This window comes from Pseudomonas sp. GW821-FHT09A09 (assembly GCF_059418405.1).
The window spans coordinates 17,431-30,916 of sequence record NZ_JBWKPU010000042.1; the positions used below are offsets into that span (position 1 = coordinate 17,431).

At 63.3% G+C, this 13,486-nt stretch carries 11 protein-coding genes; 8 read left to right on the plus strand and 3 right to left on the minus strand.

The window, feature by feature from the left end; genetic code table 11:
• Positions 1-111 precede the first annotated feature (111 nt).
• From AC07OV_RS26665 to AC07OV_RS26680, 4 genes are all read left to right on the plus strand, one after another.
• On the plus strand, positions 112-948 hold the full coding sequence (locus tag AC07OV_RS26665) for an alpha/beta fold hydrolase (protein WP_176998972.1): 837 nt from the start codon (positions 112-114) through the stop codon (positions 946-948).
• A gap of 145 nt (positions 949-1,093) precedes the next feature.
• The gene (locus tag AC07OV_RS26670; RefSeq protein WP_495093301.1) at positions 1,094-2,029 is read left to right on the plus strand and encodes an ATP-binding cassette domain-containing protein; all 936 of its coding nucleotides are present in this window, start codon (positions 1,094-1,096) and stop codon (positions 2,027-2,029) included.
• An 85-nt stretch (positions 2,030-2,114) separates the two neighbouring features.
• Positions 2,115-2,672, plus strand: coding sequence for a helix-turn-helix domain-containing protein (locus AC07OV_RS26675; protein ID WP_176998970.1), 558 nt, complete (start codon positions 2,115-2,117; stop codon positions 2,670-2,672).
• A gap of 90 nt (positions 2,673-2,762) precedes the next feature.
• Entirely contained in the window at positions 2,763-3,350 is a 588-nt protein-coding gene (locus AC07OV_RS26680; RefSeq protein ID WP_495093302.1) for an HD domain-containing protein, read from the plus strand.
• Between the two features lie 9 nt (positions 3,351-3,359).
• Here AC07OV_RS26680 and AC07OV_RS26685 read toward each other — a convergent pair whose 3' ends face one another.
• The 3 genes from AC07OV_RS26685 to pmrG all read right to left on the minus strand — a co-directional run bounded on the left by AC07OV_RS26685 (position 3,360) and on the right by pmrG (position 7,426).
• On the minus strand, positions 3,360-4,877 hold the full coding sequence (locus tag AC07OV_RS26685) for an ArnT family glycosyltransferase (protein ID WP_495093303.1): 1,518 nt from the start codon (positions 4,875-4,877) through the stop codon (positions 3,360-3,362).
• A gap of 27 nt (positions 4,878-4,904) precedes the next feature.
• Positions 4,905-6,560 carry a lipid IV(A) 4-amino-4-deoxy-L-arabinosyltransferase gene (gene arnT, locus AC07OV_RS26690; protein WP_495093304.1) on the minus strand — a complete coding sequence of 552 codons (1,656 nt, stop codon included), beginning with the start codon at positions 6,558-6,560 and terminating at the stop codon, positions 4,905-4,907.
• Between the two features lie 191 nt (positions 6,561-6,751).
• Entirely contained in the window at positions 6,752-7,426 is a 675-nt protein-coding gene (gene pmrG / locus AC07OV_RS26695; RefSeq protein WP_495093305.1) for a lipopolysaccharide core heptose(II)-phosphate phosphatase PmrG, read from the minus strand.
• A 275-nt stretch (positions 7,427-7,701) separates the two neighbouring features.
• Here pmrG and AC07OV_RS26700 point away from each other — a divergent pair, with 275 nt between their 5' ends.
• The 4 genes from AC07OV_RS26700 (at position 7,702) to AC07OV_RS26715 (ending at position 13,464) form a co-directional block, all read left to right on the plus strand.
• Entirely contained in the window at positions 7,702-8,370 is a 669-nt protein-coding gene (locus tag AC07OV_RS26700; protein WP_495093306.1) for an ABC transporter ATP-binding protein, read from the plus strand.
• 1 nt (position 8,371) lies between these two features.
• Entirely contained in the window at positions 8,372-10,834 is a 2,463-nt protein-coding gene (locus AC07OV_RS26705) for an ABC transporter permease (protein ID WP_495093307.1), read from the plus strand.
• Positions 10,824-11,891: a lipocalin-like domain-containing protein gene (locus tag AC07OV_RS26710; protein WP_495093308.1), complete on the plus strand. Its 1,068-nt coding sequence runs from the start codon at positions 10,824-10,826 to the stop codon at positions 11,889-11,891. The genes AC07OV_RS26705 and AC07OV_RS26710 overlap by 11 nt, the downstream gene beginning before the upstream one ends.
• A 112-nt stretch (positions 11,892-12,003) precedes the next feature.
• A complete protein-coding gene (locus AC07OV_RS26715; RefSeq protein ID WP_495093309.1) occupies positions 12,004-13,464 on the plus strand; it encodes a hypothetical protein in 1,461 nt (486 codons plus the stop codon).
• The last annotated feature ends 22 nt before the right edge of the window (positions 13,465-13,486 follow it).

The window sequence follows — 13,486 nt, forward strand, 5'->3', positions numbered from 1 at the left end:
CTACCCCCCCCTCCCCCCCCCCCCCCCCCCCCCCCCCCCCCCCCCCCCCCCCCCCCCCCCCCCCCCCCCCCCCACACCGACCGAGTGTATTTATCGAGGAGCGTGGCGTTTATGAATGCCCCATTGACAGACCTGCCCATCGTCCGCGGCCAGCGCTTGGACATCCGCCCCAACCGCTCCCTGAGCATTGCCCACCATGTAGGCACCACCCAGCCCGACACGGTGGTGTTTTTCTGCCACGGCGCCGGTGGCAACAAGGACCAATGGCGCCTGCAGTGGCAGGCGCTAAAAGCCGACGGCTACAGCCTGGTGGCCTGGGACCTGCTGGGCCATGGCGACAGCGCCAAGCCCCGCGATGAGCACGCCTATGCCTGGTCGGAACTGGTGGCGGACTATGGGGCGATCCTGCAGCGCTACGGACGCGCCCACAACCTGATCGTGGCCCATTCCTTTGGCACCGGGCTGAGCCTGAGCACACTCTTGGCCGACAGCGGTGTGACCGTCGAAGCGGTGCTGTTGCTGGGCACGATGTTGCACCGGCCGGTGACCCGTGGCGGGTTGATGTCCTTGCCCGCATGGCTGCTCGAATGGCTGCGGCCGCTGTTGGCCAAAGGCTTTCGCGAGCGCGCCTGGCACGCCACGGCCGACCCGGCGCTGGTGGCCTATGAAGAGAAGCTCACCGAGCGCAACCCGCTGTACATGTTCAAGGCACTGATGAAACATGCGCGCTGGCCCGACGCCTCACGGATCCCCACCCTGACGTTGCCGGTGAGTGTTCTGGCCGGTGACAGCGACGGTTTGACGCCCGCCAGTGGCGGCCAGGCCCTGGCCGCGCAATTGCCTGATGCGCAGTTCCAGGTGCTGGAGGCGTGCGGTCATCAGCTGATGCTGGAAAAGCCCGTGCAGGTGCTGAATGCATTCAACACCTTGCTGGCAAAACGCTTATAACCAAAAAACTCTGAGCTATGCGATTCAGCTATTGGATTGTTCATAAGGTAATGCATTTAATTCGGGACCTAACTCATTGTTGCACGGAATAAATCAGCGTCTTCGCGCGTTGTAATGAGTCATCGTTCCGCCTTAGAGATTAGCCATGAGCAACCCCGTTGCCGCAGCACCCGCGCCGTTGGTCCGTGTGCGTCACCTGAGCAAGGCCTTTGGCGCCCAGTCGGCGCTGGATCAGGTCAACCTGGACATTTACCCGGGTGAAGGCGTGGCATTGCTGGGGGCCAGCGGGGCCGGCAAGTCGACCCTGGTGAAAATCCTCGGCGGCCTGTTGGCACCGGATGCGGGGGAAGTGTGGGTCGATGGGGTGCAGCAGCGGTTTATTTCACCGTTGTCGGCCCGTCGCGTCGGCATCGTTGCGGTGCACCAGCGCCCCGATGACGGTATCGCCCCCGGCCTGAGCGTGGCCGAGAACCTGTTGCTCGACGAGCTGTGCCAGCCCGACGCCGACTTCCTGCTTAACCGCAAGAACCTGCTGCAGCGTGCCCAGGCCATCGCCGACGGGCTGGGCCTGGACCTGCCGCTGCAACACCCGGTGGAACGCCTCGGCCAGGCCGATCGGCAACTGCTGGTGCTGGCCCGGGCCTTTGCCCTGCAACCCAAGTTGCTGATCCTCGACGAGCCCACCGCTGCCCTGTCGGCAACCGATGCCGAGCGCCTGCTGGGCCTGATCGACAGCCAGCGCGCCCGGGGCGTGGCCATCCTCTACATCTCGCAACGTCTGTCCGACCTGCAACGGGTGACCAACCGCGCCATCGTCCTGCAGGAAGGCCGCCTCACCAGCGACCTCAACACGCGGCACCTGCCGAGCGCAGCCTACACCCTGTTCGGCGATGTGGCCGAGCACCCGCTGGGCACGCCGGACAAGACGCTGCCCGTACCGTTTCTGGAACGCTTCACCCGCGCCGGGTTTATCCGCAACCGGGCAGAGGGGCGGGCGGTGCAGGAGCAACTGGCGGGGTTACGGGTCGATCCTGGCGTCGCGGGCTTGCCACAAACGCGCAGGTACACTCCTGAGCGCTGAGCCGATGCCCGTTTATCCCGTGCATTTGCGGGCAGGGCGTGGATCCCCCAGACTGGCACACCCGGCAATCCTTCAGTAGCCCAGAATGCCTGACACCTTGCTTCCCCTGGCCCTGCCTGGCATTGCGCTGCGCCGCTGGCGCCTGCTGCACCGCGTAAAACAGCTGCATGCCGCGCAGTTGTTCGGGGTCACTCAATCGACCATTTCGCGCTGGGAAAGCGGCACGCAATCCATGGACTGCGCAGCACACAAGCAGTTGGAGCACTTGTTGGCGGCTCGCCTGGACGGTGCGGCCGACCAAGTGCTGGCCAGGTTGGTCAGCGAGAGCCCACGGCCCATGCACCTCATTTGTGACCTGACCCATCGGCTGCTGGCGTGCTCGCCCGGTCGTGCCGCCGAGTTCACCCGGCCTGTCAGCGAATTGTTGGGGCTTTCGCTCTGGCGTTTCGCGACGCCGGATATCGTCAGCAAGGAACTGGCCCTCAAGACCTCCGGATGGCGGGACGCGTTGGCGCCGCCGGCGCTGGAGTTCACCACGGGCGCCAACGACTCCCTGCTTGTCCCCATTCGCCCCGGTCGTTGCCGCTGGACGCGAATTCCACTCTCGGACGGAACAGCCGCGCGCCTGGTCGAGACGCTCTGAAACCCATGTGACGCATATTTTATGCGTGGACGCCCACCCTTGCCGCGCCTAGGCTGGCAATGATGGCGTATAGCGTGTGCAGAGGGTGTTATGGAGATTGAAACAATCAAAGGGCGGCTTGAATTTCTTCGCGAGGCGGAAAAACTCAAGGACGTGCTCAGAAGCGCGCACACTTCATCGGGGCGCGCCGAAAGTACCGCAGAACATAGCTGGCGCCTGTGCCTGATGGTGATGGTCTTCGCCGACCAGTTGGCCCATCTCGATGTACTGAAGGTGCTCAAGATGTGTGTGATTCATGATTTGGGTGAGGCGATCAATGGCGACATTCCTGCCGTCAGCCAGGCGTTGTTCCCCAACAAAGGCGAGCAAGAGCGAAACGACCTGCTGAGCCTGACCCGCACCTTGGATGACAGGCTGCAGGCCGAGGTGCTGGCGCTCTGGGATGACTACGAGCTTGCGCAGTCGCCCGAGGCCCTGGCCGTCAAGGCGCTGGACAAGCTGGAGACCCTCCTGCAACACAACCAGGGCAAGAACCCACCCGGTTTCGACTATGAATTCAACCTGGCCTACGGCAAGCGCTACACCGACGCCGACCCACTCTTCCAGTTGCTTCGCAGCCTGATTGACGAAAGCACCCGGGAGAAAATCATCATCAACCGCAAGGCCTGCGACGAGTAGTTCGCTGGCCTAACGAGCTGATGGCACAAACGCCACGCTGCCACCGCCACGCTTCTGAAACAGCCGCTCGCCATTGTCCGGCTGGGTGGTGATCACCTGATGGTCAGCCCCCAAGTAGGCCAGCGGTGTGGGGTCGTCCTTGGAGTATTGCGCGAAGATGATCGTGCGTTGCGGATCGAAGGTTTGGCCGCTGGTTTTCTCCAGCCAGGCCAGCATCGCGGCGCTGTCGCCTTGGCGTGGGAAGTCCTGGGTTTCGGCGACGTAGTAGAACGGTTTGCCGCCGTTTTGCAGGTACATCGGCAGCTTGTTGTCGACTTCCACCAGCACCATCTGCCACTGGTTCCACGGCGCGGTCTTGACGGCCTGGGTTTGCACGTCTTCGACGAAACGCGTGACGCCGCCGTTGCCGTTGGTCCACGGGTAGACCACGCCCAGCACCAGCAGCATCAGTGCAGCGGCGATGCCAAAACCTTTCTGCCAACGCGGCCAGCTGGCCGGTTTTTTCTGCAGGCGTTCGCTTAGCCACCAGGCGGCCAGCAGTTGTGCAAACGGCACCAGCGGCAGCACGTAGTAGCTGCGGCGGCTGCCACTGGCGGTAAAGAACACAAACAGCAGGCCCAGGCCCCATACCAGCCAACGTACGTTGGGTGGGATTTGCTGCCAGTGCCGCATTGCCAGCCACAGGCCAAGCACCCAGCACGGTGCCCAGGGCAGGGTGTAGGCGGGCAGGTAGATCAGGTAGGTGTAGATCGGCCCCATGTGGTCGAAGGGGTCGAAGAAGCGCACCACGTTTTCCTTGAACACCAGCTCCAGGCCGCTTTCGCCGTAGGTCGGTGCGCCGTAGAAGTGAGACAGCACGAACGGAATCGCATAGAACCCCGCCGCAATCACCAGCGCCAGCAGCAGGCGCAGGTTGAGGTGGCGCTTGTAACGCCCCTCGCTGAGCAGGTGTGGCAGCAGCACCAGGCCGGGCAGCACAAAACCGATCAGGCCCTTGAACAGCGACGTGGCGGCCAGCAGCAGGAAAAACACGCAGTAGCGACCCAGCCGCGTGTCATCCGGCCCACGCCAGTACCACCACACGGCCGCCAGCACGCCGCACACGGTGAGTATGTCGGCAGTGGCCACGCGGGCCCAGAACAGGAAGTAGAAGGTGGTGGCGAGCATCCAGCCGGCAATCAGCCCGGTGCCTTTGCGGAGCAGGCGCTCGCCGATCAGGTAGACCAGCCAGATGCTCAGCCACGCCGCGATCACCGACGACAGGCGCAACGACCACGGGCCGAGCCCGCCCATCAGGTTGGCAAAGCCGGTGATCAGCCAGTACGACGGCAGGGGTTTGTCGTAGTAGGGTGCGCCCTTGAGAAACGGGTCGAAGTAATCGCCGCTTTGCAGCATCTGCAGGGCGATGTTGGCCCAGCGGGTTTCCGGCCCCCACACGTCGCGGCTGCCCAAGCCCGCCAACAGCAGCAGCGCCGAGACGCCCAGCAGCAACAGCAGGGCGCCGCGTTCGGTTTTCCAGAAACTCATGGGGCTGTACTCGTGGCAGGCGTCGCGTTAAGGAAGTTTTGGGTAAATGATCAGTAGCAGGGCGCCCTTGCGATAACGCTTGCCGCCCGCCGGCAACTGGCCTTCCTCGCGGTGTTCGCTGGTGCTCTTGACCCGCATCAGCACACCGACCGAACCCTGTTGGCGAGCCTCGGCCAACCACGGCTGGACACTGTCGAGGCTGACTTTGCGGTGCACTGAACCCGCGTACTTGAGGCCATAGCGCAGTTCACCTTCGGTGTCGTAGAACGCCACTTCCGGCCGGCGCAGGCGCCAGGACAAGGCAGACGCCGAACCCAATTCGTTGCTCAGCAAAGCATGGGTTTGTTGCAATTCATCCAGATGCTCCAGCACGAACTGGTCGGGCATTTCGTTATCGGTGATCTCTTCAGGCATGCCAGCCGGCAGCAACGCCACCAGCAGGCCGATGCCCAGCGCCGGCATGGCCCACAGCGTCAGCGGGCGGAACGCTTGCAGCAAGTTGGCGAGGATCCAGCCCAGCAGCACGATAAAGGCCAGGGACAGGCTGAACATCTCGGCGTGGCTGTTGCTGTAGAGCGGGTCATCAATTTGCAGGTAGATCAGCGCGCCCATCGCCACGAGGCCGATAGCGAAGTTGAGCAGGCCGTTGAAGCGCAAGGCGCGGGTCTTGCCCTGGTTGAGCTGGTCGATCAGGGCGTGGCCCATCAGCAAGGCCAGGGGCAGCAGGCAAGGCATGATGTAGGTCGGCAGCTTGCCGTTGCTCAGGCTGAAAAAGCCCAGGGGCAGCAGCAGCCAGAGGGCCAGGAACACCATCTTCGGCTGGGCTTTTTCTTTCCAGGTTTTGAGTGCAGTGGTGGGCAACAGCGCTGACCACGGCAGGCACGACACCACCATGATCGGCAGGAAGAACCACCACGGGCGGGCGTGCTGGGCATTGTCGGCAGAGAAACGGCGGATGTGCTCGTGCCAGAAGAAGAAGCGCCAGTAGTCCGGCTCCTGCAGATGAATCGCCCACACCCACGGCAGGCATACCACCACCGCTACCAGGATGGCCAGCGAGCCATAGCGCACCAATTCGCCCAGGCGGCGTTGCCAAAGCATGTACGGCACGGCGATCAACACGGGCAACAGCCACGCCAGGAAGCCCTTGGTCATGAAGCCCATGGCGCAGGCCACGCCCAGCAACACCCAGGCACTGAGTCGGCCACGCGTGGTTTGGCTGTCGAGAGCGAACCAGAGTGCGACGAAGCTCAGGTTGACCCAGAAGGTGAACTGCGGATCGAGGTTCGAATACCCGGCTTGCCCGGCCACCAGGCCAAAGCTCATGTAGAGCAGGGCGCAGGCGAAGCTCTTGCGCGGGTCGTTCCACAGGCGACGTGCGATGAGATACGCCAACAGCACGCTCAGGCCGGTGGTGATGGCCGAGGCAATGCGCACGCCGAACAGGTTTTCACCAAACACCGCCTGGCCGAGGGCAATAAGCCAATAGCCGGCAGAGGGTTTTTCGAAGTAGCGCACGCCCATGAAATGGGGGGAGACCCAGTTGCCGCTCAGGAGCATTTCCTGGCTGATCTGGGCGTAGCGTGTTTCATCCGGAATCCACAGGCCGTGCAGGCCCATGGGCAACAGGTAGAACACAGCGAATGCCAGCAGCAATACGGGCAGGGGTTTCAAACGAGTCATGAAAACGTCGCTCCTTGACGTTCAGTGGCAGAAAAAGGGTGCAGGAAAGTAGTAGTGCAAAACATCAAAATGTTCACTAAGTCACTGAAAATAATCATGGCGTCCCTAACTAACAGGCACAACTAAACATGCCAGAAACGGGCTGTCGTTTTGCTGAACACGACAGCCGCTGGATATGTAAAAAAGTGTGTTTAAAGTTGTTTGAGCGCGGCGGGCCAATCCTGGCTGTTCATAATGCCCAGGGTCTTGAACTTGCCATTGGGCAGTACCTTGACGAACAGTGCGCTGCCGTATTCGGCGGTGATGGCATGGGGGAACCCCAAGGCCTGTTCGAAGTCGTTGATGCACGCGCTGTGCGTGATCAGCACCAGGTTGTGGTCGGGGCGTTTGTTGCTGAGGATCTCTTCACCCATGGCGTCTCCACAGATGGCCAGCGGGCCGGCGGACAGCTCGGTCTTGCCGAAGACGAACAGTGACGTCTGGGCGGTGCGAGTGGTGGGGCTGCTGAGCACGTCCGTCGCCTGCATGCCCAGGGCGTGGAAGGCTTTGCCCAGTTCGCTGGCGTGCTGCGTGCCGTTGATCGTGAGGCCGTCGGCCGGACCGAAGCAGGGATTTTTCGAGCGGTCGCAGCGTTCTTCATGGCGTACCAGCACCACCACGTCTCCGTTGCGCCAACTGGCCAGGAGCCCGGAGTTGATCAGGTGGTTGCGCACGCCCAGGTTCGTCGGCGACCGAGGCCAGAACACGAAACCGGACACCAGCAGGCTGACGATGGCCATGCCCAGCCAGAGCCTTTTCAGGCGCCTGAAAAGGCTTCGGCGCACACGCGGTTTGGTCAGGGTAAGGTCAACCACACTATTCACCATGGGCACTGTTGGCAGTGTTGTTATCAAACAGGCGCAGCGCATTGACGGATGCCCGTAGTGGAGTAGGAGACTGTCACAGGGCTGCTGTCTTTTCGCTGAACATCCAGCTGTTAAAAGTTGCCGTCACTGGCAACTAACAAGTTGCCGCTCTACGACGCTTGGTGGGCAATTTAGAGAGGCGTGGGTGGGCGGGCGGTGAAATCCATGTGAAAAATTCGCACGGGGCGCAAAGTCAGCCGTTATCCTCGTTTGCAGACCCCCGAACGAGCGTATTTATGTTGCAGGTGCAAGGTGTTCTCAAGAGCTACGCCACCGCGCAAGGGCCCCTGGCGGTGCTGGCGGGTGTCGACTTGCAGTTGGCGGCGCGCAGCAGTCTGGCGCTGATGGGCGAGTCGGGCAGTGGCAAGAGCACGCTGCTGCACCTGGTGGCCGGCCTGGACCGGGTGGACGGTGGCAGCATCCAGGTGGGCGAGCAGCGTCTTGACCAATTGAGTGAGGCGCAACTGGCCCATTGGCGGCGCACCGAGATCGGCCTGGTGTTCCAGCAGTTCAACCTGATCGGCAGTTTGCGCGTGGAGGACAACCTGGCGTTCCAGGCGCGCCTGGCCGGGCGATTTGACCCGCAGTGGCAGGCGTACCTGGTGGAGCGCCTGGGTCTGGGTGACTTGCTCAAGCGCTACCCGGAGCAGCTCTCCGGTGGCCAGCAACAGCGGGTGGCGGTGGGGCGCGCATTGGCCTCGCGACCGGGCTTGTTGCTGGCCGATGAACCCACCGGCAACCTCGACGAAGCCACCAGCGATGACGTGCTGCAATTGTTGCTGGACCTGCTGCGCGACAGCCCCACCAGCCTGCTGATGGTCACGCACAGCCCGCGCATTGCTGCACGGCTCGACCGCCAGGTGGTGTTGCAGCGTGGCCGTGTCGTACCGGCGGACGCCCGTTGAGGTGGCCGTTTTTTATTGGGCGTTGCGTGCGCTGCTGAGCCACTGGCGGCGCCATCCCGTGCAGTTCTTCAGCGTGTTGACCGGCCTGTGGCTGGCCACGGCGTTGTTGACCGGTGTGCAGGCGCTCAACAGCCAGGCGCGGGACAGCTACGCACGCGCCAGCCAATTGATCGGTGGTGAGCCTCAAGCCAGCCTCAGTGCGACCGGTGCATCGAGCTTCCCCCAGGCCCTGTTTGCCCAGTTGCGCCGTGCGGGGTGGCCGGTGTCACCGGTGGTGCAGGGGCGGGTGGTACTCAAGGGGCATGAGGAGGTGCGCCTGCAGTTGATGGGCATCGATCCGGTGTCATTGCCGGGGAATGCCGCAGTGGCCGGGCAACGCCTGAGCCAGGCGCAGATGGCTGCGTTCTTTGCGCCGCCGGGACGTACCTGGATTGCTCCGCAAACCTTGCAAGCCCTGGGCTTGCACGAAGGCGAACAGCCGCAGACGGCAAACGGGCAAACCTTGCCGCCATTGCAGGCCCAGGCAGACATGGCCCCCGGGTTGTTGCTCACCGACATCGGCTTTGCCCAACCCTTGCTGGAGATGCCTGGGCGTTTGTCGCGGCTGCTGCTGGACAACGCCTTTGCCGCCACCCATCCCACCCCGCCCGCCGAATTGCAACTGCACCTGGCCGAGGACAACAACCTTTCGCGGCTGACCGAAAGCTTTCACCTGAACCTCGACGCCCTCGGCTTGCTGTCGTTTGTGGTGGGACTGTTTATCGTGCATGCCGCCATCGGCCTGGCGCTGGAACAACGGCGCGGGCTGCTGCGCACATTGCGCGCTTGCGGGGTCAGTGCGCGGATGCTGATCCTCAGCCTGGGGGTGGAGCTGGGTGTGTTGTCGCTGCTCGGTGGCGTGCTCGGCGTGGCCAGCGGTTACCTGGTGGCCAGCCTGTTGCTGCCGGACGTGGCGGCCAGCTTGCGTGGCTTGTACGGCGCCGAAGTGCCCGGCCAGTTGAGCTTGAGCCCTGGCTGGTGGTTGACGGGGTTGGGCTTGAGCCTGCTCGGCGCGCTGTTGGCGGGCGCGAGCAGCCTGTGGCGGGCGGCGCGCCTGCCGTTGCTGGCACTGGCCAATGCCCAGGCCTGGCACGAGGCCCATGGGCGCTGGTTGCGACGCCAGGGTTGGGTCGCGGCTGCCGCGTTGCTGGTTGCGTTGTTGGCATTGGTATTGGGCAACAGTCTGGCCGCCGGTTTTGTGCTGATGGCCGCCTTGCTGCTGGGGGCTGCCCTGGGTTTGCCGGTAATCCTTAATACTGTGTTGAAGACGGTGCTCGGGCGCAGCCGCTCGGTGCTGGGGCAATGGTTCCTCGCCGACTGTCGTCAGCAACTGCCGGCGTTGAGCCTGGCGTTGATGGCGTTGCTGTTGGCACTGGCGGCGAACATCGGCGCGGGTTCCATGACCTCGGGCTTTCGCCAGACCTTCAACAACTGGCTTGAGCAACGCCTCACCGCCGAGCTGTATCTCAATCCGCAGAACCCGGCGCAGGCCGAACAGTTGAGCCACTGGTTGGCGCAGCAACCAACGGTGAACACCGTACTGCCGACCTGGCAAGTGTCGACGCAGTTGCAAGGTTGGCCGGCTGACCTGTTCGGGGTGATCGACGACCCCACTTATCGCCAGCACTGGCCTCTGCTGGACGCGGTTAATCAACCTTGGGACCGATTGCAGCACGGCGACACGCTGATGCTCAGCGAGCAACTGGCGCGGCGCTTGAACGTGCGGCTGGATGATCAGGTGAGCATCCCCACGCCGCAGGGGCTCTGGTCACCCACGGTGGTGGGCATCTACGCCGACTATGGCAACCCCAAGGGCCACGTGCTGGTCAATTCCACCCATTTGCTGGCCCATTGGCCGACACTGTCGCCGGCCCGTTTCAACCTGCGCATGGCCCCCGAGGATGTCGCGCCGCTGGTGCGGGACGTGCAGCACGCATTTGCGCTGGAGGACAGCCGCATTGTCGATCAACAGCAGCTCAAGGGCTATTCGAGCCAGGTGTTCGAACGCACCTTTGCCGCCACCGCCGCGCTGAACAGCCTTACCCTCGGCGTGGCCGGCGTGGCACTGTTCATCAGCCTGTTGACCCAGAGCCAGAGCCGCCTCGGCCAGCTCGCGCCGCTGTGGGCGCTGGGGGTGACGCGCCGCCAACTGATGCTGCTCAACCTGGCGCAGACCTGGTTGCTGGCGCTGTTGACCCTGGTGCTGGCGTTGCCCTTGGGCCTGTTGCTGGCCTGGTGCCTGGACGCGGTGATCAATGTGCAGGCCTTCGGTTGGCGCCTGCCGTTGCAGGTGTTCCCGTGGCAACTGGCGCAACTGCTGGGGCTGGCGATGTTGGCCACCTCGCTGGCGTCGGCCTGGCCGCTGTGGCAGTTGTACCGCAGTCGCCCGGCGGACTTGCTGAGGACCTTTGCCCATGAAGATTAAGGCGTTGCTGGCCGGGGCCTTGCTGGTGCTGTTGAGTGCCTGCGATCAGGCGCCCGCACCCCAGGAAAGTTTCGCCGGCTTGGGCAGTGAGGCAGCGGACTTTGCCCAGGTAGTGCCGGGCAAGGTGTTCAGCTTTCCCGAGGACCACGGGCCCCACGCCGGTTTCCGCATCGAATGGTGGTACGTCACCGCCAACCTCAAGGATGCCGAGGGCAATGTGTTCGGCGTGCAGTGGACCTTGTTCCGCAACGCCCTCAAGGCTGGGCCGGCGCAGGCGGGGTGGCAGGACCCGACGATCTGGCTGGGGCACGCGGCCGTCACTTCGGCCACCCGGCATTACGCCGCCGAGCGTTATGCGCGCGGCGGTGTTGGCCAGGCCGGCGCCCAGGCGGCGCCGTTCAATGCGTGGATCGACGACTGGAATTTCGCCACGCGCCCCGGCGCCACCAGCCCCCTGGCCGACATGCAACTCAAGGCCCATGGCCCGCAGTTCGCCTATGACTTGCACCTGACCTCCAGCCGCCCGTTGGTGCTGCAAGGCGATAACGGCTACAGCCGCAAATCCGATCAGGGCCAGGCGTCGTATTACTACAGCCAGCCTTTTTTCACCGCCAGCGGCAACGTGACGATCGACGGCAAGGCGTATCAGGTCAGTGGCAGCGCCTGGCTCGACCGCGAGTGGAGCAGCCAACCCCTGGCCGTCAGCCAGACCGGCTGGGACTGGTTCTCCCTGCACCTGGACCGTGGCGAGCAATTGATGCTGTTTCGCGTGCGGCAAACCGACGGTGAGGGTTACCTGACGGGCACCTGGATCGATGCGCAGGGCCGCACCCAGACCCTGCACAACGCCGACATCCAGCTCACGCCACTCGCCACCACCGACATCGACGGGCGCCGAATTCCCACGCGCTGGTCGCTGAAAATCCCCGGCAAACAGCTGGATATCACCGCACAGGCGGTCAACCCGAAGGCCTGGATGAACCTGAGCATTCCTTACTGGGAAGGGCCGGTGCAGTTCGATGGCGGGGTTGGCTACCTGGAAATGACCGGCTATTAGGTGAAGAAAACTTCATAAAAATACTGGACATGCATACAGTATCTGGCTAGATTCCATCCCAGGTGACCGGATGTCACCTGCACTTCAGTTTTTAACTATGGATGGATAAAAAATGAAATCGAAAAAAGCCTTTATGTTGGGCGCGGCCATGGCGGCCTCCTGCTTTGTCTCGGCCTTTGCCCTGGCCGAACAGTACCCTTCGCAACCGCTGCCCAAGGTGAGCGCCCAGGCCGTCAAGGAGGCGGTGCACAAAGCCCTCAAGTCCGGTGGCAAGCTCGAGTCCAAGGCGGTTGCCTCCCAGCTTCAGCAGAAGCTCAAGGCGGCCATGACCGCAAAAGCGCCGGCCAAGGCCGTGGCGAGCAAGGCGGCGAAACTCTCCGCCGTTGCCACCGTCGACAGCGAACTGAAGAAGCCCGACCAGGACAAACTCAAGGTCGCTGCCGCCGAATTCGTTCCGCTGTTTCAGACGCTGGACATCAACACCCTCTACACCTTGACCGAGGTGCAGACCGGCCAGGACTTCCCCTACCACTTCCACCTGCCACAGAACGGTCGTGCGCTGGTGCAACTGGTTGACCAGAGTGCGGGTGCCAACCTGTCGCTGAGCCTGTTCCGCGACGATGGCCAGGGCAATCTGGAGCTTCTCGGTACGTCCGACAACCCGGGCAACGCCGATGAATACATCAGCGCCGTGCTGCCGGCAGGTGACTACTACTGGTACATGGTGGCCAACGAGGCCAATAACGCCCAGTTCAGTTTTGGCGTGGGGGTAGACTTCAACATCGATGCCTATGAACCCAACGACACTCCGCAGACCTCGTTCGTGCTGCCCGATGCCCTGAACCGTGTGACGGGCAATATCGATAACCCCAACGATATCGACTACTTCGCCTTCCAGGCCACCCGTGGCCAGAACGTGGCGATGGCCCTGAGCGATGACCAGAAGGGCGTGCGTAACCAGTGGATCTTCGAGCGTCTGGAGGGCAACAACTGGGTGGTGGTGCCGGCCGGTAACAGCATGACCCTCTCCGGCGTCACGCCGGGCTATGTGGCCCAGGTTCGCGTGCGGGCCAACCCTGCCGTGGTCCAGGACCCTACCGCCCAATACAAGCTCACCCTGGGTTCGGCGCCACGCCTGAACAGCTTCGACGTGAAGGGCGACAACGTGGTGCGCGTGCCGAGCACGATCTTCTGGATGGCCACCCAGGCGGCACGGAACCTGACCTGGACCACTAACTGGTCCGACTCCACGGGCGCACCGCTGCTGGGCGTTACACCGGTGCTGCGGGTTGACAAGCACTTCACCGGCACCGAGTTCAACTGGACCGACTTCAAGGCCACCACCGACAGCGCGGGTGCGTCCCTCTCGGGTGCGGCACTGGGCAGTTGCTTCGGCGAGTACCGCGTGGAGTACCCGGACAGCAGCACCGGCGTGAAGTACAACTGGGCCACCACCTTCAACTTCGGCGGCTGGCGGATCGAGCTGGACGAGTTCCCGGGTGTGGGCGTGGGCGGCGACAACGTGCCTTACGTGACCTTCGGGCACATCTGCACCCAGGACATCATCCATTGATGCACTGAGTGAATGAGAAGGG

Coding starts and splice junctions, on each gene's coding strand:
- arnT (WP_495093304.1), bottom strand. CDS start 6,560: ATGACTCGTTTGAAACCCCTGCCCGTATTGCTGCTGGCATTCGCTGTG.
- AC07OV_RS26670 (WP_495093301.1), top strand. CDS start 1,094: ATGAGCAACCCCGTTGCCGCAGCACCCGCGCCGTTGGTCCGTGTGCGT.
- AC07OV_RS26685 (WP_495093303.1), bottom strand. CDS start 4,877: ATGAGTTTCTGGAAAACCGAACGCGGCGCCCTGCTGTTGCTGCTGGGC.
- AC07OV_RS26680 (WP_495093302.1), top strand. CDS start 2,763: ATGGAGATTGAAACAATCAAAGGGCGGCTTGAATTTCTTCGCGAGGCG.
- AC07OV_RS26700 (WP_495093306.1), top strand. CDS start 7,702: ATGTTGCAGGTGCAAGGTGTTCTCAAGAGCTACGCCACCGCGCAAGGG.
- AC07OV_RS26715 (WP_495093309.1), top strand. CDS start 12,004: ATGAAATCGAAAAAAGCCTTTATGTTGGGCGCGGCCATGGCGGCCTCC.
- pmrG (WP_495093305.1), bottom strand. CDS start 7,426: ATGGTGAATAGTGTGGTTGACCTTACCCTGACCAAACCGCGTGTGCGC.
- AC07OV_RS26675 (WP_176998970.1), top strand. CDS start 2,115: ATGCCTGACACCTTGCTTCCCCTGGCCCTGCCTGGCATTGCGCTGCGC.
- AC07OV_RS26710 (WP_495093308.1), top strand. CDS start 10,824: ATGAAGATTAAGGCGTTGCTGGCCGGGGCCTTGCTGGTGCTGTTGAGT.
- AC07OV_RS26665 (WP_176998972.1), top strand. CDS start 112: ATGAATGCCCCATTGACAGACCTGCCCATCGTCCGCGGCCAGCGCTTG.